This window comes from Psychrobacter sp. van23A (genome assembly GCF_030845275.1).
GTDB classification, from domain to species: Bacteria; Pseudomonadota; Gammaproteobacteria; order Pseudomonadales; family Moraxellaceae; genus Psychrobacter; species Psychrobacter faecalis.
This window is the reverse complement of record NZ_CP132595.1, coordinates 2,825,103-2,848,507: the sequence shown is the minus strand read 5'-3', so window position 1 is coordinate 2,848,507 and position 23,405 is coordinate 2,825,103. Positions and strand designations below refer to the sequence as shown.

The 23,405-nt window shown below is 43.3% G+C and carries 20 protein-coding genes; 8 read left to right on the top strand and 12 right to left on the bottom strand.

The window, feature by feature from the left end; all coding sequences use genetic code 11:
- Positions 1–96: 96 nt before the first annotated feature.
- Positions 97–1,191, top strand: coding sequence for a PTS sugar transporter subunit IIC (locus tag RAH45_RS12095; RefSeq protein WP_373429191.1), 1,095 nt, complete (start codon positions 97–99; stop codon positions 1,189–1,191).
- A gap of 126 nt (positions 1,192–1,317) precedes the next feature.
- Here RAH45_RS12095 and RAH45_RS12090 read toward each other — a convergent pair whose 3' ends face one another.
- The 6 genes from RAH45_RS12090 to rdgB all read right to left on the bottom strand — a co-directional run bounded on the left by RAH45_RS12090 (position 1,318) and on the right by rdgB (position 9,212).
- Positions 1,318–2,295, bottom strand: a complete 978-nt coding sequence (locus RAH45_RS12090; protein WP_198328564.1) for a c-type cytochrome — start codon at positions 2,293–2,295, stop codon at positions 1,318–1,320.
- 525 nt (positions 2,296–2,820) lie between these two features.
- Positions 2,821–3,717 (bottom strand): SDR family NAD(P)-dependent oxidoreductase, encoded by an 897-nt coding sequence (locus tag RAH45_RS12085; protein ID WP_306495955.1) that lies wholly within the window; start codon positions 3,715–3,717, stop codon positions 2,821–2,823.
- A gap of 433 nt (positions 3,718–4,150) precedes the next feature.
- Positions 4,151–5,425, bottom strand: coding sequence for an ATP-dependent protease ATP-binding subunit ClpX (gene clpX, locus RAH45_RS12080; protein ID WP_068407781.1), 1,275 nt, complete (start codon positions 5,423–5,425; stop codon positions 4,151–4,153).
- A gap of 166 nt (positions 5,426–5,591) precedes the next feature.
- Positions 5,592–6,269 carry an ATP-dependent Clp endopeptidase proteolytic subunit ClpP gene (gene clpP / locus RAH45_RS12075; RefSeq protein WP_373429170.1) on the bottom strand — a complete coding sequence of 226 codons (678 nt, stop codon included), beginning with the start codon at positions 6,267–6,269 and terminating at the stop codon, positions 5,592–5,594.
- Between the two features lie 552 nt (positions 6,270–6,821).
- Positions 6,822–8,159 (bottom strand): trigger factor, encoded by a 1,338-nt coding sequence (gene tig, locus RAH45_RS12070; RefSeq protein ID WP_144297796.1) that lies wholly within the window; start codon positions 8,157–8,159, stop codon positions 6,822–6,824.
- A 384-nt stretch (positions 8,160–8,543) separates the two neighbouring features.
- Positions 8,544–9,212, bottom strand: coding sequence for an RdgB/HAM1 family non-canonical purine NTP pyrophosphatase (gene rdgB, locus RAH45_RS12065; protein WP_306495304.1), 669 nt, complete (start codon positions 9,210–9,212; stop codon positions 8,544–8,546).
- Between the two features lie 427 nt (positions 9,213–9,639).
- On the opposite strand from rdgB, the gene RAH45_RS12060 reads away from it, so the two are divergent.
- A complete protein-coding gene (locus RAH45_RS12060) occupies positions 9,640–10,269 on the top strand; it encodes a superoxide dismutase SodB (RefSeq protein WP_289050741.1) in 630 nt (209 codons plus the stop codon).
- 112 nt (positions 10,270–10,381) lie between these two features.
- On the opposite strand, the gene RAH45_RS12055 is transcribed toward RAH45_RS12060, so the two are convergent.
- The 4 genes from RAH45_RS12055 to RAH45_RS12040 form a co-directional block, all read right to left on the bottom strand.
- Complete coding sequence (locus RAH45_RS12055) at positions 10,382–11,254, bottom strand: SIR2 family protein (protein ID WP_306495303.1); 873 nt, start codon at positions 11,252–11,254, stop codon at positions 10,382–10,384.
- Entirely contained in the window at positions 11,255–12,304 is a 1,050-nt protein-coding gene (locus RAH45_RS12050) for a ParA family protein (RefSeq protein ID WP_306495302.1), read from the bottom strand.
- Between the two features lie 218 nt (positions 12,305–12,522).
- Complete coding sequence (locus RAH45_RS12045) at positions 12,523–13,341, bottom strand: DUF72 domain-containing protein (RefSeq protein WP_306495301.1); 819 nt, start codon at positions 13,339–13,341, stop codon at positions 12,523–12,525.
- 40 nt (positions 13,342–13,381) lie between these two features.
- On the bottom strand, positions 13,382–14,509 hold the full coding sequence (locus tag RAH45_RS12040; protein ID WP_373429169.1) for a polyprenyl synthetase family protein: 1,128 nt from the start codon (positions 14,507–14,509) through the stop codon (positions 13,382–13,384).
- A 702-nt stretch (positions 14,510–15,211) separates the two neighbouring features.
- Here RAH45_RS12040 and fadB point away from each other — a divergent pair.
- The 5 genes from fadB (at position 15,212) to RAH45_RS12015 (ending at position 21,105) form a co-directional block, all read left to right on the top strand.
- Entirely contained in the window at positions 15,212–17,371 is a 2,160-nt protein-coding gene (fadB, locus tag RAH45_RS12035; protein WP_306495300.1) for a fatty acid oxidation complex subunit alpha FadB, read from the top strand.
- A gap of 144 nt (positions 17,372–17,515) precedes the next feature.
- Positions 17,516–18,688, top strand: a complete 1,173-nt coding sequence (gene fadA / locus RAH45_RS12030) for an acetyl-CoA C-acyltransferase FadA (RefSeq protein WP_201592384.1) — start codon at positions 17,516–17,518, stop codon at positions 18,686–18,688.
- A 247-nt stretch (positions 18,689–18,935) separates the two neighbouring features.
- Positions 18,936–19,511 (top strand): isochorismatase family protein, encoded by a 576-nt coding sequence (locus RAH45_RS12025; protein ID WP_191691966.1) that lies wholly within the window; start codon positions 18,936–18,938, stop codon positions 19,509–19,511.
- Positions 19,512–19,751: 240 nt separating this feature from the next.
- Entirely contained in the window at positions 19,752–20,396 is a 645-nt protein-coding gene (locus RAH45_RS12020; protein ID WP_198328604.1) for an HD domain-containing protein, read from the top strand.
- A 103-nt stretch (positions 20,397–20,499) separates the two neighbouring features.
- Positions 20,500–21,105 carry a DUF1287 domain-containing protein gene (locus RAH45_RS12015; RefSeq protein WP_198328606.1) on the top strand — a complete coding sequence of 202 codons (606 nt, stop codon included), beginning with the start codon at positions 20,500–20,502 and terminating at the stop codon, positions 21,103–21,105.
- An 87-nt stretch (positions 21,106–21,192) separates the two neighbouring features.
- On the opposite strand, the gene asd is transcribed toward RAH45_RS12015, so the two are convergent.
- Positions 21,193–22,026 (bottom strand): archaetidylserine decarboxylase, encoded by an 834-nt coding sequence (gene asd / locus RAH45_RS12010; protein WP_306495299.1) that lies wholly within the window; start codon positions 22,024–22,026, stop codon positions 21,193–21,195.
- 128 nt (positions 22,027–22,154) lie between these two features.
- On the opposite strand from asd, the gene dtd reads away from it, so the two are divergent.
- Positions 22,155–22,607 (top strand): D-aminoacyl-tRNA deacylase, encoded by a 453-nt coding sequence (gene dtd / locus RAH45_RS12005; protein ID WP_198328609.1) that lies wholly within the window; start codon positions 22,155–22,157, stop codon positions 22,605–22,607.
- 48 nt (positions 22,608–22,655) lie between these two features.
- Here dtd and RAH45_RS12000 read toward each other — a convergent pair whose 3' ends face one another.
- On the bottom strand, positions 22,656–23,264 hold the full coding sequence (locus tag RAH45_RS12000) for a M23 family metallopeptidase (protein WP_198328611.1): 609 nt from the start codon (positions 23,262–23,264) through the stop codon (positions 22,656–22,658).
- Positions 23,265–23,405 lie beyond the last annotated feature (141 nt).

Below are 23,405 nucleotides of genomic sequence, written 5' to 3'. Positions count from 1 at the left end.
CATCGATAAAGAAAGCGTCAGAGGACGCTTTTTTTATCCCTTTTTTTTGATATGTTTTTTAGCTCCTTTCGGCAAACTCAATATAAGAGCATCATGATGACTGTAACTCCTTCAGAAACTGCGCCCGTTGGTATGATGAAAGCTTTTTTTCAAAAGTATTTTATCGATGCTTTTACCGGCATGGCGTTAGGGTTGTTTGTGACCCTTATCGCTGGTCTTATCATCTCGCAAATTGGTGGTTGGTTAAGCCTGCCAGCCTTGGTAGCGGTCGGCAAGCTGGCGTCAGTATTAATGGGCGCAGGTATCGGTGTTGGTATCGCCTACTACCTAAAAGCACCAACTTTGGTGATGCTAAGTTGCTTGGTTGCAGGGATGCTTGGCGCGCATTCTGAAGCTTTGATGGCGGGCAATTTATTTATCGCGCAAGAGGCAAGTCCAGCAACTTTCGTTGCTGTGCCCGGTAATCCAATTGGTGCTTATTTGGCTTCAGTATTTGCTTATCGCGCTGGTACTTGGATCGTTGGCAAGACCAAGCTCGATATTTTGCTTATCCCTTTAGTGGTATGTACGGTGGCACTCATCGTCTGTGCGCTACTTAATCCTCCAGTCGTCGCTGCGGTCAACGCCATTGGTCAGGGTATTCAAGCAGCGACTGAATTACAGCCGCTTCTCATGGGTGTCGTGATAGCAGTGGTGGTCGGGATTTTATTGACGCTACCGACCTCAAGCGCGGCTATCTGTATCGCTATTGGACTTGGCGGCTTAGCAGGTGGGGCAGCGGTAGTTGGCTGCGCGGCGCATATGATTGGCTTTGCGGTGGCCAGTTTTAAAGACAACGGCGTCAGTGGTATCATATCCCAAGGACTTGGTACCAGTATGCTACAGATTCCTAATGTCCTTAAAAAACCGCTCGTACTATTGCCTGCTGTGATTGCTAGCGCCATCGTTGGTCCTATCGCAACCGTTGGCTTTGGGCTAGCTTGCACAGCAACTGGCGCTGGTATGGGCACGGCAGGACTGGTTGGGGTGTTTGGCGTCATTGAAGCATCACAAGAAATCATGAGCAGTGCTCAGTTGTGGACGGCGATTATATTATTGATGTTCATTTTACCTGCTCTCATTGCTGGTCTGGTCGCTTACGTGATGCGCCGCCTTGGCTGGTTGGTCGATGGCGATATGAAACTGCCCTAAATGAATAGTAAGGCTAAAGCTAAAGCACGCCAATTTTCCTAACTATTTGTCTTAACTATCTATGATAAAAAAGCCCAGCTATTCAATAACTGGGCTTTTTTATGGTCTAACTCATAAGTTTTTCAATTAACGACGCACATCTTTTGGTGCATCGCCATTTGGCCAATCTTTGTCTTTATTGGCTTTGACAGGGCGCGGCAAATGGGTAAAGTAGGCGGCAATATCGACCGCTTCTTGATCGCTTAGTGTATTGCCCTGACCGAACGGCATTTTACCTTTAATAAAGGCCGCGGCGGTATATGTACGCGCCATGCCTGCGCCATCATTAAAAGACTTGTCGCCTGCGACTGCTGGGTAAAGGTAAGTACCATCATCATTGTATTGACCTTCGCCATCAGCACCGTGGCAAACGCTGCATTTTTCTGCAAACAGCTTTTTGCCGGTTTCAGGGTTTGGCTCTAACTCTTTATTCACTTTTACAAAACCGCGACCTTCAGGTGATACCCCGAATGGCATATCTTGCGACAACCAGCTCATATAAGACACCATCGCATTCATATCATCTGAATCAAGATCGAGTGCCTTACCATTCATCGAACGCTCAAAACAACCGTTAATACGCTCCTGTATGGTATTGACGCGACCTGCGCGTGAGCGATAAATCGGATAAACGCTGGGCATATTGTTCCAAGGCGCGGCATACGCTTCTGAGCCATTGCCTAGGTGGCAGCTGGTACAGTTAAGCTGGTTACCAACGTTATTTGGCAGCTCTTTATAAGTATGGTTGGCAAGCTGTAGACCGCGGCGTACGGCAGCGCCATACTCATCATCTGGAATGGTCGATTCGTCTGGCATTTTAATGGACGGCTTACCGCTTGCAGCATCAGCGCCGCCTGCAGTTATATCATTGGCAGCAGGCATGTTGCCTTTTAAGGCATCTGCACGTGCCTCAAGATCCTTTACGCGTGCTAGGGCTGCTGCCTCCTCGACGCGATCAACTGCCTTAGTTTCACTACTATTATCACAACCTGTGAGAACAGTTGCACCAAGAGCAAAGATAGACGCCACTAAAATAGAAGACTTAGTACGTAAAAACTTTCTCATTGGAATATCCTTATCTTAAAATATAATATATAAAAATCTATCGATGTGTTAATTTAGCAGCAATGATGGCAGAACTTATGCTGTGATTTAGATAAAACGACAGTACGAATTTATGTAGACGCTCCACTTTGCTCATCAAAAACTACGGGGTAATCAATCAGTAACTTGCTAGTAACATGATTGTATCAAATACAAATACGTAAAGTGATTTTAAATTGAAAATAAAACATAACGTGACAAACCAAGTTGAAAAAAGCTAAAGCGCAAACCACAGTATCTATAGTGAGTGGAAAGTAATATCGCTACATTACGCACTGCTGATATCAATTTTTCTTACTTGCTTGCTGTGCTTGCGCAGACAGAGGCTACAAAAATTGATATCAGCAATACCGTCGCGTTTTTAGGATATTTTGACTATATGTTGTTTTCTACTAAAAAAGCGCGTGAATAGCGAAGTATTCACGCGCTTTTTGCTAAGCATGTTTGTTTAATAGTTTAACTTATCGTCGTGTATTTGCCGCTATATTAATGAGTAGTTACCGCTTTAGGGTTGGCTGTTTTTACGTGCTTTTTGCCTTTTAATTTACGCGATAATTTGTTGATATCATTGAGTACCTGACCATAACGAGACGGGAATACGCGTTGGACGGCATCCATCATTTTGGCATCGTTGCCAATCAAGCAGCGCGGCTGGTTGGTCGCCGCCGCTTGTAAAATAATCCAAGCCGCTGCGCTGGCATCGAATTTTAAGAATTTATTAAAGCTACGAATGGCTTTGCTACCGCTACGCATACCGAGGTCGCTGATACTGTCGTTACCGCGGGCGCTATTGGCAATATTGGTCTTAATACCGCCGGGATGTACACAAGTTGCCGACACGCCGCAGCGCTGAATGTCTAACTCTTGGCGCAAGCTTTCGGTAAAGCCGCGCACCGCAAATTTACTGGCGTTATAAGCCGATTGGGAGGGTTGCGCGGTCAAACCAAACAGGCTTGAGATATTAATGATATGACCATGCTCGTTAAATTGGCGCGACTTGTTATCTTTTTTACCAGTATCAATTTCGCTTTCTTTGACGCTATTTTTAATCAGGGGTAAAAACGCCTTGGTGCCATAAACCACGCCCCAAAAATTGATATCCATCACCCATTCAAGCTCGCTAATACTGCTGCCTTCAACGGAAGAGTAGAGCGCCACGCCTGCATTATTAAAGATAAAATTTACTTTGCTATGTTCTGCCATCACGCTATCTGCCCAAGCTTCGACGGCTTTATTGTCCGAGACGTCGAGTACGGTGGTGGTAACTTTGACATCATAGCCGACCAGTAGCTCCTTGGTCTGCGCCAATTGTTCAGGATTGATATCCGATAGCGCTAAATGGCAGCCCATTTTTGCCAAATGCAGGGCAAGCTCGCGTCCCATGCCAGAACCTGCACCGGTGATAGCGGCGACATGATTGGCATAATAAGGGGTAATATCGTGGTCTTGCTGCAAGGGAAAAGGCAGATGCTGACGTAGAGAGTTTGCGATTGCAGAGATATTTCCAGAAACGTGGTTAAGCATGATAAACAGTCCTTTGTATCATTGATTTGAAGAGTTTGGTCGTCAATAAGGATAACGTATAAAAGTCGCTTTACCTTAGCATGATTTGTCCCTTTGGCTGCTACTGATTGATAAACGCAGCTGTCATTTTTAGCCAGCCTATGATGATAAATCACAGACATAAAAAAGCGCCTGAATAACTATCAGACGCTTTTTAAATCAATAGCATGTTAAGCATATAGTCTGTTAAGCATATAGTCTGTTAAGCATATAGCCCGTCAAACATGATGAAGTGCTTTTACCCAATCGTCACTTATGCAATTTTAGGGGTTTTGCCTTCGTTAATCACTTGCTCGTCAACGAGTACGGTTTTGGCATTTTTCATCGATGGCAGCTCGTACATGGTTTCAAGCAGAGCGTTTTCGACGATAGAGCGCAGACCACGCGCACCGGTTTTACGCTCCATGGCTTTTTTGGCAATCGCATCAAGCGCTTCTTTGGTAAACTCAATCTCAGCGCCTTCCATTTCAAACAGATATTTATACTGTTTTACTAAGGCGTTTTTCGGTTCTGTCAAAATCTGTACCAAAGCTTCTTCATCAAGCTCTTGTAGCGCTGCAAGTACAGGCAGACGACCAATCAATTCAGGAATGAGACCAAACTTAATTAAATCTTCTGGCTCAACTTGCTGCAGCAAATCTGAGCTGCGGCGGCTGTCATCTTTTGAGCTGACATCAGCGTTAAAACCAATACCGCCTTTTTCCGTACGCTGCTGAATGACTTTATCAAGACCGGCAAACGCACCGCCAACGATAATCAAGATATTGCTGGTATCGACTTGGATCAGCTCTTGCTGTGGATGCTTACGACCACCGTGTGGCGGGATAGCGGCAACCGTGCCTTCGATAAGTTTCAGCAACGCTTGCTGTACGCCTTCGCCCGACACGTCGCGAGTGATAGAAGGGTTGTCGCCTTTTTTACTAATTTTATCAATCTCATCAATATAGATGATGCCTTGCTCAGCTTTGCTGACATCATAGTCAGAGGCTTGCAAGAGCTTTTGTACGATGTTTTCAACATCTTCACCGACATAACCGGCTTCCGTTAACGTCGTCGCATCTGCCATCGCAAACGGCACATCAAGTAAGCGTGCGAGTGTTTGCGCAAGCAAGGTCTTACCAGAACCCGTTGGGCCAATCAGCAAGATATTACTTTTTGCCAACTCAACCATGGCGTCATCAGCGCCGATTTTGGCTTTTTTGCTATCTCTAGCCAACGTTTGGCTGACTTTTAGGCGTTTATAATGGTTATAAACTGCGACCGCTAAGGCTTTTTTCGCCGCATCTTGGCCGATGACATATTCATCAAGCTTGGCACGCAGCTCTTTTGGCGTTGGTAGTTTTTTATTGACCCAAGAGGTATCAATGTCGCTGTCGTCGTCGCCATCTTCGGCGCTATCAGCAATCAGGTCCGTACATAGCTCGATACATTCATTACAGATATTGGCGTCGTCAGCGGCAATCAGCTGCTTTACTTCACTTTTTTCTTTGCCGCAAAACGAACAATGCGGGGTATTATCTTCTGCCATATACAGGCACTCCTAAAATTTAATGCTTATCAATGTTTTGATTATGGACATCAGCGACAAAGCGCAGGTCGGTTGATACATTCTCACTTACCGTAGCGCATTTAGGCTACTGATGTTTTACAGTCTTTTAAACGTCTATTATCAAAGCTTATAAAGAAATTAAAGCTTATAAAGAATCGGGGCGACGCTCTAATACTTCATCAACCAAACCGTATTCTTTGGCCTCTTTAGCATCTAACCAGTAGTCACGCTCAACGTCTTTTTCAATTTTCTCTACCGGTTGACCGGTACGCTCAGCCAAAATCTCGTTCAAACGAGCACGGGTTTTTAGAATTTCACGCGCATTGATTTCAATATCGGTTGCTTGACCTTGCGCGCCGCCTGAAGGCTGGTGAATCATCACGCGCGAGTTGGCTAGGGCATAACGTTTGCCTTTTTCGCCCGCTGCCAGTAAGAATGAGCCCATGCTATACGCGCCGCCCATACAAATGGTTGAGACTTCAGGTTTGATAAAGTTCATGGTATCAAAAATAGCCAAACCAGCACTCACTGAACCGCCTGGCGAGTTGATATATAAATGAATGTCTTTATCAGGGTTTTCTGCTTCTAAAAATAATAGCTGCGCCACGATAAGATTGGCCATGTGGTCTTCAACTTGACCGGTCAAAAAGATAACGCGCTCACGTAATAGGCGTGAGAAAATATCAAACGAGCGTTCACCGCGCGCTGATTGCTCAACCACCATCGGAACCAATGCGGCTTGAGTCGTGCTTTGTACGTTGTCATGCGCACTCATCAACATATCAAAATGCGGGTTAGCAGTGATGCGATCATAATCTGTCATAAAGATGTCCTGTTTATAAGTCCATAAAATAAAAAATAGAAGCTAGCTGTTGGCTACATTGTTATTGATGATTATCATTGTAAACATTATCGCTTGGTAATAAAACCTACTAGAAAATAAAACCTATTCGCGCATACATTTTATTTTATTAAATTAATCCGGCGCCAAAATATACTTAATTAAGAAGATTGGCTCTGCCTGCTAAAATAGTGGCTAATAAATAATGGTCGTCGCTAGAAATAAGTGAGCCAATAGTAACTTTTTTACCAAAGCAATAGTAACGGTTTAATGTGACAAATGATAAACGACTCCCTATTAATAAGGCGTCTGTGCGCACTTATCAAGGGTAGCATGAATAATCTGTTTATAAAAAATGCTATATTCAAAATATCTTAAAAACGCTACGGTATTGCTGACATCAATTTTTTGTAGTCTCTGTCTGCGCAGGCACAGCAAGCAATAAAAATGCCCTAACAAATGTGTCAGGGCATTTTTGATTATGCTAGGTATTAAACCAGTCCGTATTGACTGGCGAAACGCTAAATTACATTATTACATCGCTTGTTGCTGCTGAGCGGCCAATAGGTCTTGGTAGCTCACTTCTTTGTCTGTTACTTTGCCTTGCTCGATTAAATAATCAACCACTTGGTCTTCTAGCACTACTGACTCAATGTTAGCGCGTTGCTGCTTATCATTGGTGTAGTATTCTATGACTTCCGCTGGGTCTTCGTAGTTTTCAGCGGCTTCTTTGATAAAGCTTTCAACACGCTCTTGGTCAACTTCTAAGCCTTTGGTGTCGATAACACGAGCAACGATGATGCCAAGACGGGCAGCACGTAGCGCTTGCTCTTCAAACAGCTCATTTGGCAGCATGTCTTTATCGAAACTATCAGCATTAGCACCAAACTGCTGAGAAAAACGTTGCATCATCATGTTGCGTTGACGATCGATTTCTTGCTCTAGCATAGCGTTTGGTACGTCAAACTCGTTCTTTTCTAGTAGCGCATCAAAGGTCGCTTGCTTTACTTGGCTACGCGCGGCATTTTTGATTTCGCGTTCCATGTTTTTACGCACGTCTTCTTTTAATTTCTCAACGCCGCCTTCTTTTACGCCGAATAGCTCTAGGAACTCGTCGTCGATTTCAGGAAGTTTTGATTTTTCAACCAATTTCACATTGATTTTAAATTGTGCTTCTTTACCAGCCAAGTTTTCAGCTTGGTAATCTTCTGGGAAAGTCACATCGATGACTTTTTCTTCGCCCGCTTTCATACCTTTGATGCCATCTTCAAAGCCTGGAATCATCTGATTGCTACCGATAACCAATTTGAAGTCTTCAGCAGAGCCGCCTTCAAATTTTTCGCCGTCGATTGAACCTTCAAAGTCAAAGGTCACTTGGTTGTCTTTGGCCGCTTTACCTTTTTTCTCAACGAACTCTTGACGCTGCTTTTGTAGGTTTTCGATCATAGTGTCAACGTCTTCGTCGCTGACGGTCGCTGTGTGACGCTCAACTTCGATTTCATCAATACCTTGGACGTCGATTTCTGGGAAGATTTCAACAGTCGCTTGATAAACCAAGAAGTCGTCTTCAAGTTTCACGTCGTCGATGTTGGGCATGCCAACAGCACGGATGTCTTCAGATTTGATCGCTTCAAATACGGTATCACGGATCACATCGTTGATGACTTCTTGTTGAATGCCGGCACCGTACTGTGAACGGATATGCGACATCGGTACTTTACCTTTACGGAAACCGTCAATCTTGGCGGTTTTCGCCACTTGGCTGATGCGACCTTCAACTTTGTTTTGAATTTTTTCAACGGGTACTTTAACCGTTAGCTGAGTTTCTTTGTTAGACAGCTTGTTGGTTGTGACTTGTAAATCTGTAGCCATATTCGTTACACCTTTAGGATTAAATAGAAATAGACAACCAGGCTGCAAAATACGCGTGTGCTACTGGTTGCCGTTGGAATAAATAGGGGATATTGCTAGCGCGCGATTTCGCAATCTGTGAGCGTAGCAATCGCTGACGGCACAAAAATATGAAACGCTTTATTCTAAATAAACGCTCTCAGATATCAATATTAACTGCTAATCGCCCGCATAATAACGCTTTTTGCTCAATTATACAGACAAATAACGGCTTTCAACAAAATTTTAAAAGTAGAACAGTATAATCTATCTGTTTATCAAAGTAAAAATTATCTGTTTAATCGCCTCGTCGAGAATTTATAGGTTTAGCTATCATTGTAATAGTCTACTTATTAAAAAATACGCTTATAGCGGCAATTGCGCCAATAACTGCTCAATGGCTTGACCACGATGACTGATGCTGTTTTTGTCCTCAGCGCTAAGACTTGCCGCCGTCGCTTGTAATTCTGGCAACCAAAATAGCGGATCGTAACCAAAACCACCATCACCATGCGGCGCGTCTAAAATCTCGCCGTGCCATAAACCTTGGGCGATAATCGGTAGTGGGTCATCGGCATGACGCACCATGGCCAATACACACACAAACATACCTTTGATAGGGGTATCTGGCTTGGCTGCACGAATAGGCTGCAAGTCAGCGATAAGCTTGGCGTTGTTTTTGGCGTCATTGCCATGCTCGCCGGCATAGCGGGCAGAGTAGATACCGGGCGCATTGCCCAATACTGGCACACAAAGCCCTGAATCATCCGCAATCGCCGGTAGGCCACTTGCTCGGCTGGCATACCGTGCTTTGATAATAGCGTTCTCAACGAAGCTTAAACCGTCTTCGATGGCATCAGCGATATCAAGCTGACCTTGCGGCACAATCGTCACAGCCAAATCTGCCGCTGCAAATAAGCGTTTAAACTCAGCAAGTTTGCCTTTATTATTACTGGCAAGCACCCATTGATTGGCGAGGGTCGTTTGCGTTAAATGCTCTTGTGGAGTAAGGTTTGCGCTGCTGGCTTGCGTCATATTTTCTGTCCGTCATTGATTCACTGATACTGCTATATTCTAGGCTAGCATGAGCTAAATTACCAATTAGCATAACGAATCGTTGAATCATAACATTTGGTAACTGATATTTGTCACCACTCTTGCTATAATAGGCGACAAGCTACAGTGAATTATATCTTATAGCTTGTGAACTTTTAATTAATAATACTTATGAATATCGATCATGGTTTTGCCCATTATATATTTATAAGTACATTAACTAATAAGTGATGCGCGCTTAAGATAATTTTAGCATGCAAGCCTTTTAGGTTTACCGTAATATGTTTAGCATATTGAGTAATGACTTTCACTAACAATAAACTAAGCCAATTTAGTCCAATAATTTATAGCGTTGATTTGAGCTATACCTAATACTAATGGCTAAACCAGCAAGGATAAAATAACTATGTCAAATATTACTTTACCAGATCTACCTTATGCAAAAGACGCGCTTGAGCCGCATATCAGTGCTGAGACGCTAGAATACCATCATGACAAGCATCATGCCGCTTATGTAAACAAGTTAAATGAATTGCTCCCGGGTTCTGGTCTAGAAGACAAAACATTGCCAGAAATCATCGTAGCGACTGCGAAAGATGACAGCAAAAAAACCATGTTTAACCAAGCAGCGCAAGTATGGAACCATACGTTCTATTGGAACTGCATGACGCCTGATAATGGTGGCGGCGAACCTACTGGTGACTTGAAAGGTAAAATCGAAGAAGATTTCGGTAGCTATGACAAGTTCCGCGAAGAGTTCAAAAACGCAGCAACTTCACAGTTTGGTTCTGGTTGGGCTTGGCTAGTTGCTGATAAGGTTGGCGGTAAACTATCAATCGCTAAAACTGGTAACGCTGATAACCCATTGGCGCATGGTCAAGTCGCGGTATTGACTTGTGACGTATGGGAACATGCTTACTATATCGATTATCGTAACCGTCGTCCTGACTATGTTGACACCTTCCTAGACAAGCTAGTGAACTGGGACTACGCCAATGCGAAATACAAAGGTCAAGATGCTGGTGTTGAAGAGTAATCTTTAACCGCTAAGTATTTGATTTGAAAAAAGGACGCTGAGAGGCGTCCTTTTTTTGGTTTGGTTTTAGAGCAAAAGTGTACGGATACTCAGGCACGCATTGTATTGCCGACTAGCTTGTCAAACCATATTTTGCTCTTATTAAGTCGACTTTATCTCTTAATTCTTTTATTTTTAACGGAAAATTACTATGATCGTCTTCATCTTTTTGTTCATAAATAATTAATTCAATATTATACTGACTCTTGATAGTATCTTTAATTCTTGCAGCATAAGATTTTGAACCAACCATCGCATAACTAGGGTTTGTGGTACCTGTTTCAATATTATTGTTTTCTAAAATTAAATTGATATCAGGATCTTCAATACCGCAACCAATGAAGACTACTGTATTTAATTTATAAAGTGAAGATGTGAGCTCAAAAAATGATCTATTCTTTTTTCGTAAATTGAAATAATCGGAACGACTAAGTATGGTATTTGCTGCATGCTTAGCACAACCGTGCATTTTTATTAAAATAGTACTTGGGGATCTTATTGAATCAAGTAACCCCTCTCGCGTATGTTCATACTGAGTAAATGAGTTATGACCAGCATTTTCAATTATGGCTCCCTCTATTAAAGTATCATAATTGGTAGTTGAGAATATTCTTGGTGAAATATTTACTAAGTCCTTATGAGCATCGGAAGGAAGGAAGTTATTATCGATAAATGTTTCTCGTATTTTAGCATTGTATTCAGCAGGACTTCCTTTTGTTCTAATAACTTCTGCTGCATCTAGGTACCTTTTTTGAGAGATAAACTCATCTACTAGAACTTTATCTGAACTATTATTTAAAGTTGAATCTTTTAATATATTTAATAGTGATTCCCAACTAGGTGGTCTATTACCGTTCTCGTCTAATGCTTGACATGACATTCCAGCACCGAGATGAATAATACAGCGTTTTTCAACTATTTCTCTAACAAGAGAGTCAGGCCACATTCAAGCATCTCCCAAGTTTTGTATAATTCTATCAGATATAGTATCAAATGCTTTGATGTAGTTTTTTGCCTGAGTGTACTGTGAACCAGCCATTCCATCTGTTGATTTCAAGTTGGCAATTGGCGCACCTACAAATTGAGACAAGGCTAATATACCAAACATATGAGGTATTTCACCTAGATTTAATTCAGTAAGCTCCGTTATCTCTGGTTTTCTAAATATGCTCAAGTTTTTATTAACTTCAGGCTCAAAGTTATCAATAATAGTCTGATACGACTGCGTTGTTCTAATTGTACCGTCTGCATGCTTACGAGAGATATAAGACTGTATTGTGTAACCAAGAAATCCTTTATCAACAGTGACCTCTGATTTAATTTCATCTTTGATTTTTTCCCAAATATGACTTTTTTCTGCTTTAAATACTTCATGTTTGGAGTTGTAATAAGGTACCCACTTATCAAACCATTGTTTAATATTTTTTATTGCTACCAGACTAAATATGTCACAGCTCATCGGTGAAATAAAATAGTCCGAAGCAAGTAATGCAGTTCGATTGATAGCACCAAGACTAGGACTAAGGTCAATAAGAACATAGTCATAGTTTTCTTTTTCTGTATTCAGAAGAGTATTAATCCAGTTTGATATTCTCATTCCACTTACGCTATCAGGATCGGATAATTCGTTCCATTTCTTACTAAGTATGTCTTCATATGAAGCTAAAAATGGATTTCCTGCAATGATTGATGCTTGAAATCTATCACAGAGTATAGGCTTAACGTTTGTGTTAATTGTGCTTTCACCCATTTCATAATTATCAAATGCATCAACTATAGTATTTTCTTTTTTTGGAATTTCTCGATCATAATATGGAGCGATAACCTCGCTTGCTGATTCATCACCTAACATGTAATGGGTTATATTAGCTTGTGGATCTAAGTCTAATACTAAAACTCTTTTATTGTGTTTCATAGCGAAATGAGTAGCTAAGTTAGCACAAAAAGTGGTTTTGCCAACGCCACCTTTATTATTGAATATTGCAATAGTTTTCATTTTTTTTCCTTAAATAAAAATGCTTGAGTTTTTATGACTATTTAATAATCGAGTAAGAGTTACTCGTTCGAATCCATCTGGTTCGTGTTCAATATCTAGCTTTACTATTTTAGGGTACATTAAATTACTCCGCTAAATTAATTCAAATTTATCTAAAATTTACTTTTATAAAACTATTTTTATTGAGAATATTACCTTGCTCAAAGCAAACATATAAATCACAACACCTCAAACCCAAACTTGCTCAACGCTTCCCGTAACATCGCAATATTATAATAAGCATGCGCATTGACGGTGTTTTGAAAGAAAATATAGAGCGTATCAAAATGCTGACGTTGATTGGCAATCGCTTGCGCCCAGTCCTGCATTTCAGCCTGACTATAGCGATAATCATGACGATCAGCAGCACTCATCGCATCCCACCAGTTTAGATTATTGCCATGCATGCGCAGATAGCCAGTACGCTGAGTGAATATCAGTCGTGACGGCGGTAAACCGCTTACTTTGGGATAATCGACACTACACCAAATCAAACCTTGCTCGATAAAGCTATCGACCACTTGCGGCGTATGCCAACCATTATGGCGAAACTCAACGGCTAGTGGATAGTCTTGAAACCAACTGACCAGATTGGCGAGATACAACCGATGCTCGCGAGTACGATCAAAACCGTGTGGGAATTGCAGTAGTAATGGCGCGAGAGCATTGGCTTCGATAAGTGGTGTAAGGGCAGTAATAAAAGCTTGCGCATGCTCGCTTGTGCCCTTGCGTGCATGAGTAAAGTCTTGATGCAGCTTGACGGCAAATTTCAATTCACTGTTTGCTTGCACGTAGGCTTTATCAACCATACCAGCAAAGGCTTTTTGTCCGATGGGTGCGTAAAAAGTGCTATTAATCTCGACCGCGCCGTATTGCTTGGCGTATTCGCGTAAGAAGTCGGTCTTTTTGGTGCCAGTTGGGTACAGCGTACCAAGCAGATCGGTATCGCTATAGCCGCCCGTGCCGAGGTAGATACGCTGAGTAAGGGTACTTTCCATGTTGACCACCCTTTATCGTTTTTAATGTTTATTGCTGAGCTTATTTTTTACGTGACCATAGCCATTCAATGAGTGCCAATAAGGCGTTGGTGTCCTTATTAGCGCTTAACTCACGACTATTTAATTCACGATTAAGCGCTGCGCGGCCGTCATTAAATAGCGATTGCGCATAGTGGGTCGCTTGCTCAACGCCCATCAGTTTCACATAGGTAGATTTGTCTAACTTTTCATCGCTGCCCGCAGGTTTGCCGAGGGTATCGGTGCTGGTGGTCACATCTAAGATATCGTCTTGGACTTGAAAAGCCAGACCAATATGCTGGGCGCAATCTTGCAAAGCAATACGCTGCGGCGCCGTCGCACCTGCACAGATGCCGCCCATGAGCATCGCCGCTTCAATCAACGCACCTGTTTTGTCACGGTGGATGGCTTCTAAATCACTTTGCGTGATATCAGTGCTGGCTTCGGCATTGAGGTCGAGCATTTGCCCAGCAACCATGCGTCTGGCACGCGGCGCGAATATCGCGATCAGCTGGCTTGCGATAGCAGAGTCATAGGGCGCAAAGGTTGGCAGCTCAGCGGTTAGTACTTCAAAAGCAAGTGTTTGTAGCACGTCACCGGCGAGCAGGGCGGTCGATTCTGCAAAGACGATATGGGCAGTTGGCTGACCACGGCGCAGCTCATCATCGTCCATACAGGGCAAGTCATCATGCACCAGTGAATAGGTATGCAACAGCTCTACCGCCAATGCTGCACGGCGCGCCATATCATAATCGGAGTCGTTTTCTAGTAGTGATTCTAAATCGCTATTTTGCTGAATTTGCTTAGCTTCTTTATCAGTGCTTTTATCGACATATTCATCAGCCCTATTAACGTCGTCATTCGCATTGCTTCGATTGACACTATCAAAGGCGCTGGCGACCAATAACGGCCGTACCAATTTACCCTGACCGGTCATCACATAACGGCAGGCATCAAGCAGCGGACTTGGCAGCTCAGCGTAAGCAAATAGCATCTCGATATCTTGCGCCAGTTGCGCGCGCACGGCGCTATGAAATTGCTCAGTATTATTATTAAAGCTCGCAAAAGGTACCGTTGTTGAAACAGTGTTTGAAGCCGTTGTTGAAGACATAGGGCTTGGCATAGAAGTAGAAGCAGGGGAAACAGTCATAATCCAACCATTAATCAGGTGAATAATAAAAATAGCGCTAGTGTAGCATGATAGATTATATTCCTTATGCTACGAGTATTATCAATGACGTATTTTTGGCGGTTTAATGTTAAAAATTGGCGTAAAAAAGCCCGTTGAATAGGTGTAATAATGCAACAAACCCTTGTTACCTATTATTGATTTAACTTGACGGTTAGATGTGTTTTGATAATAAAGGCTAATTCTTATCTTAAATCTCAGTATACAGGCGGACACCTAAAGCACCTTGGCCGCAAGGTAAAGGGTTGGTGTCGACTTAAGAGTGACTTGCGAGTATGGTATTAGCTTGTGACAGTCGGGGGCATAATCCCCTACACTAATTGGCGTGAAAATGGTCTGGCACTTAGCGCATAGGTTTTTAGCCTGATTTAAGTGACTGATCATCTCAATGTTCAGTCAGTGTTTATAACATCAGTACCGGTAACAAACGTATATAAATGAAGCGCCGTATTCATATTTGCTATTACCTGATAGCGTTGCAAAAAATGAATACAAACATGAGCGCTGGATAATAAAGACATCTGCACTGCTCATATACTGACTTTTAAAGCAGTATGTTGGCAGTGTTATTACTCGTTTTACTAACAATAACTGACTATGACCTTTAATTTTAAAGCTTTTAATTTTAAAACGTAGCTTTCGTTATATAGCAAGGAGTTTCAAATGGTATACCAAGGAAATCGCATTACGGTGACAATGCTAGAGGATGGCATCGCCAACATGCAATACAACGCCGAAAATGAGAGCGTGAACAAGTTTGATGCTGAAACCAATAAGCAATTTGCTGAAGTTGTGACAGCGCTAGAAAAAGCGGATGACGTGAAAGGCTTAATCGTCACCTCAAGCAAAGGCGTGTTTATCGCTGGGGCGGACATAACAGAATTCGTCGGTTCATTTAAGAATCCAGAAAACGAAATCAAAGATTGGGTCGTTAATATCAATGACGCTTTCAACCGCTTTGAAGACCTGCCATTTCCAAAAGTAGCGGCCATCAATGGCGCAGCGCTTGGCGGTGGTTGTGAGATGACCTTGGTTTGTGAATACCGTGTCATGAGCGACAAAGCCATTATCGGTCTACCAGAAACCCAGCTCGGTATCTTCCCAGGTTTTGGTGGTACGGTGCGTAGTACGCGTGTGATTGGTATCGACAATGCGCTTGAATTGATCGCCACTGGTACCCCGAAAAAACCACTTGATGCGCTAAAATTAGGCCTAGTCGATGCGACTGTTCCTGCCGATGACTTGCAAGATGCCGCCATTGACCTAGTCAAAAAATGTATCTCAGGTGAGCTTGATTGGCAAGCGAAGCGTGAAGAGAAGCTGAATCCTGTAAAGCTAAACCAGCTTGAGCAAGCGATGGCGTTTAACAGTGCCAAAGGTATGATCTTTGCCAAAGCCAATCCTAAGCAGTACCCAGCGCCAGCAATCGCTATCGAAACCATTGAAAAACACGTCAATTTGCCACGTGATAAAGCAATCGAAGTCGAAGCGGCTGGTTTTGCCAAAGCGGCGAAAACCCCACAAGCGGAAAGCTTGGTCGGTCTGTTCTTAAACGATCAATTGGTCAAAAAACTTGCCAAGCAGCACAGCAAAAAAGCACATGAAATTACTGAAGCAGCCGTACTAGGCGCCGGTATCATGGGCGGCGGTATCGCGTATCAGGCAGCGAGCAAAGGCTTGCCAATCATCATGAAAGATATCAAGTCTGAGCAATTAGACCTTGGTATGGGCGAAGCTAGCAAGCTACTTGGTAAAATGGTCGAACGCAAAAAGATGACCCCAGCGAAAATGGGTGAAACCTTAAGCCGTATCCGTCCAACTTTGAACTATGGTGATTTTGCAGAGACTGATATCGTTATCGAAGCAGTCGTAGAAAATCCAAACGTTAAGCGTGCGGTACTTAAAGAAGTTGAAGGTTTGGTTAAAGACGATTGTATCCTAGCGTCAAACACCTCGACGATTTCTATTACTTATTTAGCAGAAGCACTTGAGCGTCCAGAAAACTTCGTCGGTATGCATTTCTTTAACCCAGTACATCGTATGCCACTCGTCGAAGTTATCCGCGGTGAAAAATCATCAGAAGAAGCGATTGCAACTACAGTTGCGCTAGCGTCTAAAATGGGCAAAGTGCCGGTTGTCGTCAATGACTGCCCAGGTTTCTTGGTCAACCGTGTGTTGTTTCCATACTTTGGTGCTTTTGACTTGCTGCTTAAGCAAGGTGCTGACTTTGCTCATGTCGATAAAGTCATGGAAAAATTCGGTTGGCCAATGGGTCCTGCTTATCTAATCGACGTGGTTGGTTTAGATACGGGCGTTCACGGTGCAGAAGTGATGGCAGAAGGTTTCCCTGATCGCATGAAGCCTGATTATAAAGGTGCTATCGAGCATCTATATGAAAACAAACGCTTAGGTCAGAAAAACGGCGTTGGTTTCTATAAATATGAGACTGATAAGCGCGGTAAGCCTAAAAAAGTGGCTGACGAAGCGACTTATGAGCTATTAAAAGCGACGACGGATAGCGACAAGCAAACCTTTGATGATCAAATCATCATCGACCGCACCATGCTGGCTTTCTGTAATGAAACGGTTCGCTGCCTAGAAGACAACATCGTCAGCACGCCATCTGAAGCCGATATGGCGATGATTATGGGCGTTGGTTTCCCGCCATTCCGCGGTGGCCCTTGCCGTTATATCGACCAAATGGGTCTAGATAACTACTTGGCGCTATGCGAAAAATACGCGCACCTTGGCAAAGCCTATGAAGCGCCGCAAAAGATTCGCGATATGGCAGCCGCAGGCGAGACTTTTTACGCCACCGCGTAATGGTCGGTCATTACTAGGATGAAGTGCCGTACCCATGCTCGATAAGGTTGTTGATGATTTATTTATTATGAATAATCTTTTACATAAAATATGACGAGCATTGTGGTACTGCCACTGACAATAAAAATTGAAAAGGAAGATAGTATGACAACTTTAAGTCCAAAAGACGTGGTCATCGTAGATGGCGTACGCTCAGCAATGGGTAAATCTAAAAACGGTATGTTCCGCCACGTGCGCGCTGATAGCATTTCTGCTGAATTGGTTCGTGCCTTGGTTGAGCGTAACGACTTTGACCCACGTGACGTTGAAGACATCATTTGGGGCTGTGTGAACCAAACTTTAGAGCAAGGTTTAAACATCGGTCGTAATATCGGCTTGCTAGCTGGTATTCCAAAGACTGCTGGCGGCCAAACGGTGAACCGTCTATGCGGCTCATCTATGCAGGCGCTACACACAGCTGCTGCGCAAATTATGACCAACCAAGGTGAGGTTTTCATCATCGGTGGTGTTGAGCATATGGGTCACGTTGGTATGATGCATGGCGTTGACTTAAACCCTGAAGCTTCAAAACATTATGCAAAAGCGTCAAATATGATGGGCTTAACCGCTGAAATGTTGGGCCGTATGAATAACGTCACCCGCGAAGAGCAAGACGCCTTTGGTCTTGAGTCGCATCGCCGTGCATGGGCTGCCACCACAGAAGGTCGTTTCGATAATGAAATCATCGGTATCGAAGGTCATGATGCCGCCGGTCGTTTGCAACTATGTACCGTCGACGAAGTGATTCGCCCAGACGCGACGATGGAGCAAATGCAAAAGCTACGTCCAGCCTTTGATCCAAAAGGCGGTACAGTCACTGCGGCAACTTCATCAGCTCTATCTGACGGTGCGTCAGCGATGCTCGTCATGAGCGCGCAAAAAGCCAAAGATTTGGGTCTAAAACCACGTGCGCGTATTCGCAGCATGGCAGTTGCTGGTTGTGATGCGGCTATAATGGGTTATGGTCCAGTTCCTGCGACCCAAAAAGCCCTAAAACGCGCTGGCATGAGCATCGATGATATGCAAACCATCGAGCTTAACGAAGCGTTTGCAGCTCAAGCACTATCGGTACTTAAAGCCTTGAACTTGACCGACAAGCAAGACATCATCAACGTCAATGGTGGCGCAATTGCCCTAGGTCATCCACTCGGTTGTTCTGGTGCTCGTATCACAGTTACTTTGCTAAACGCTATGGAGCAAATGGATACTGAAATCGGTCTTGCCACTATGTGTATCGGTCTAGGTCAAGGTATCGCGACTGTAATTGAGCGTGTTTAAGCGTTTTAATAAATCTTTTTAGTTTTATATCTTTAAAAAAACCCCTAGTCATGAAGACTAGGGGTTTTTGTGTTGGTCAATTAAAAACTGGTTTTATAATATCCTGTTCATAATTGTTAATAAGATTTATCTTCATTGACCCGCTTAGCAAACTATGACTAAATAAGAATAAGAACAATAACGAAAACACCCATGATAAATCTAACATAGCCTTTAATAATAAGGTCAGTCGTACAAGGAGTGTACTATGTCTACCATGATTACCGATCGCACTTATCGTATCGCCCGCGAAAATACCCAAGCGATGATTATCGATATTCAAGAACGCTTGACGCCACATATCTATGACCACGAAAATATCGTCAAAAAAACCGTCACTCTGATTAAGGGTTTGCAAGCGCTCGATATTCCTATCATGCTCAATGAGCAGTATAAAAAGGGACTTGGCGATACCTTGCCTGAAATACGCGATGTATTAGAAGGTGACAATGCCAAAAGCTTTGAGAAAGTGACGTTTAGCGCCTGCGATAACGATGATTCGTGGCATTATTTAGCCCAGCAAAATCGTAGTATCGTTTTATTGTTTGGGGTAGAGGCGCATGTTTGCGTGATGCAAACAGCGCTTGATTTACTCGATAATGGTATGCAGCCCGTGATTATTGGTGATGCGGTCGGCTCACGCTTTCCTTATGATAAAAAGCAAGCGATTCGCCGTATTCGCCGCGCTGGTGGGGTCATTAGCACGGTAGAATCCATTCTGTTTGAATTATGCCGCAGCAGTAAAGACCCAGCGTTTAAAACCATTAGTAATTTGATTAAGTAGCCTAATTAAGCATCATGCTTAAGCAAATTTAATTATTAAAAATAGTTTCTTAATAACTCTCAAAAATAAAATAGCGCTCAATACTATCGGCGCTATTTTTTTATCGAAAAATTATATTGAAGCAAGTTGTTTACGGTTTTTATAACGGCTATCAATGCCGCAGTGCTTAAATATTTACTATAATATCTGCCTTTGCGTGAAAAGACAGCGCTCAAATTTATCAGTTATTTAGAGAGAATCATGACGTTACCCTATTCTAATGGTGTCAACCATACACCGTTGACCGACCCTGCGACTGCTGCAAATATTGATATTGACGATGTAACGCATTTTTTATTAGAGTTGGATGCGCTAAAACGCGTCAATCGGTGCAGTTATGTGACGAAAACAAATCGGTTGGAGAATTCCGCCGAGCACTCTTGGCATTTGGCGATGGCTTGTTGGTCAATTGCTGAACAGTTTGAGATTGATGTTAATCATGAAAAATTGCTGAAGATGGCATTAATACATGACTTGGGAGAAGTTGATGCCGGTGATACATTTTTATTTGCCAATAGTAGAGCTGACGCTCACGCTGGAGAGCGCGAGGGCATCGCTCGATTACGAGCTGAGCGCGGCAATGGTATCAAAAACTTAAGTGAGATTTGGGAAGCGCAAGAAACGGGCAGGAGCAAAGAGGCTGAGCTGCTGAGAGTGATTGATCGAATTTTGCCATTTTTGTTAAATTTAAATACGGGCGGGAAAACATGGAGTGATCATGAGGTGACACGCTCGCAAGTGACTGGCGTCCTAAGATTTATTAAAGACAGCTTTCCGAGTATTCATCAATGGCTATTGGAACAGGTTGAGTATGCGACCGAGCAAGGCTGGCTGATTGATAGATAAGTGGTTAAAAGTTTTTTTTGCCTGTCAGCTGTTTACAAATTACTCATTATCTTCCTGCACTAAAGCCTTTATATTAGGGACAATCACGCAAAGAGACGGTCACATGAAAATAGCTGGTACTTATAAAACATTCGCGAAATCACTGGTTTTTCTTGGCGTACTAAGTTTAGCGCAATTGGCGCAGGCGACCGAGTCTGTTGGTAAGGGCGATAAATTGGCCTATGATGCCAAAAAACAGATAGGTGTGACCACCAGCTATGACCCTACCTATCGTCAGCTGGATTTTCCGCGTGGCGATGTACCGATAGAAACCGGCGTTTGTACCGATGTTGTCGTACGGGCATACCGCCTGCAAAATATCGATTTACAGCAATTGGTCAATCACGATATGAAGTCCAATTGGTCGGCCTATCCAAAGACGTGGGGACTAAAATCAACCGATAAAAATATCGATCATCGCCGTGTGCCGAATCTTGAGGTGTTTTTTGCCCGTCATGGTCAAACATTATCTACCACTGATAAATCTAGCTTTCAAGCCGGTGATATAGTGACGTGGCGGTTGCCAAACGGCAATTTACCGCATATGGGCATCGTTTCTAATAAAGTCGCCGCTGATGGCTCGCCGTTGATTATTCATAACATCGGACGCGGAACGCAAGAAGAAAACATCTTATTTGCGTATCCTATTCACAAGCACTTTCGGTATTAGATTGAATGCGTCTAATAAAAAACCTAGCTAAGCTGAGTGGCTTAACTAGGCTTATACGTAGAGGTTTTTAGGGTCTTTATACAACTGCTATTTATTCGCAACACCCAATAGCTGTCCCATTTTTACCATACTGTTGGCTTGTAAGCTGTCTTGCCAATCGGCTTTTGCGCCTTTTGGTAGAACGACAATCGCCGTTGAGCCTAAATAAAAGCGTCCAAGCTCATCGCCTTTGGCAAAGCTCATATTGTGAACCATTTCTTGGATATCCTCAGTGCGGCTGATTTTTCCCGTCGCGACGGTTTCGATACCAGCGACAATCATCGCTCCAACCATGACCACCGCCGCTTTGCCGTACTCTGTGTCAAATAAACAGACCAAACGCTCATTACGGGCAAATAAATCCGGCACGTTTGCCGCCGTGACATTATTGACAGAAAATAGGGTACCCGGTATATAACGAGTCTTGGTCAAGGTACCCGCAAATGGCATGTGCACGCGGTGATAGTTACTCGGCGCAAGATACACGGTGGCAAAGCTACCATCAGCAAAATAACTGCCATCTTCGCTATCAGCGAGTAGTTGACCGATGTCATAATGACGACCTTTGGCTTGCAGTAATTTATGGTCGCGGATTTGCCCTAATTGCGAGATAACACCATCAGCAGGGCTAACAATTCCATTTGCGCGGCTATCGATGAGACGCCCGTCGTCTTTTAGCTCACGGGTAAAAAAGTCATTAAAGCTTTCATAAGCATTGAAACTTTGGCGCTCGTATTCGTCTAAGCTGACATTGTAAGCTTTGGCAAAGCTACGAATAAACGCACGCTTGACATAAGGGTGGCGGCTGGCTGCTAGACGTCCAGCGACTTTACTCAGCTGCTGCTGCGGTACAAATTGTTGAAGGGTGGCAAATAAATTCATAATAAGGTTACCAAAATAGGGTTCGATGTAATTATTAATAGGCAAGTTAATGGCGGTATTTTATCATGGTCAGGGTATGATTGTATGACCATAAACTGTAAGCGATTTATAAATAAGGAAGGCTGTAAATGAGAGCACTGATACAAAGGGTGGAGCGCGCCAGCGTCACTGTCGATGCGCACTGCGTTGGTGCGATTGAGCATGGAGTCTTGGCTTATATTGGCTTGGGTCATGAGGATAACTTGCAAAGTGCGCAGCGTATGATTGATAAAATCCTCACTTATCGCATTTTTGAGAATGACGATGAGCCTGCTAAGTTTGGTAAATTGGATAAAAATGTCCAGCAGGTAGGCGGCGGTTTATTACTGGTGTCACAATTTACCTTAATGGCAAAAACCGATAAAGGTCGCCGTCCTGACTTTGGCGGGGCGATGGCACCCGATGCTGCAGAGGTATTGTTCGAGCAACTAATTACTTATGCCAAAACCCAACATCCCCATGTAGCAACTGGTGAGTTTGGCGCTGATATGCAAGTGGCGAGTATCAACGATGGGCCGTTAAATTTTATATTGGAAGTTTAAGGTCTTATTTTTAAAAGGGTCAGGTTTTAAAGGCCAAAAATTCAAACGCTAGCTATCAGGCTTTTGCAAAAGTGGATAAGGGTTGACCGCGCTGCCATTGATATAAATCCCATAATGGACGTGCGGCGGCGTACCTTTGGCATTTCCGCTGTCGCCGACGTAACCGATGATATCGCCAGCATTGACCCAGTCGTTCGGGCTGATATCGGCATAATCCTCTAAATGGGCATAATAATGTCCAGCGCCGCCCGGGCCAATGATGACCACCACGCGCCCGCCTAAGCTGTTTTCGCCAACTTTGCTAACGATGCCTTGCGTCGTTGCTTGTATCGGCGTACCTCGCTTGGCAAATATATCTATGCCTTCGTGAGAACGACCTTGGCTACGCGCAGCGCCCCATGTATCCGTTAAGTGTCGTTCGGGCAGTGGGCTAGGTAAGCTATTTTCTGTCGGTAATTCTTGTTGTAATAAACTGAGCTGTTGCCATTTTGCCAGTACAAACGACTGAGTTTGCTTGCTGATACTCGGTAAGAGCTTGTCAAAGACAAATAACAGCATCAGTAACACCGCCGCCTTGATGAATACACTTAGTACACGGCGTAAAAGGTTTGGCTTTTTACTTGGGCTTGGCTGCGGATTATTGCCATCTGCTAGCATTGATATCTCTTTATTTTTTTTGAGTTAACTCTAATGGGTAGTATAAGAGTTAACGTTTCTATTGTTTGTATGCCATTGTTATCTTTAGCTTTTATCCCCATAAATACATTGTTGCTTTTAAAGCTAACCTGTTTTTTAGGT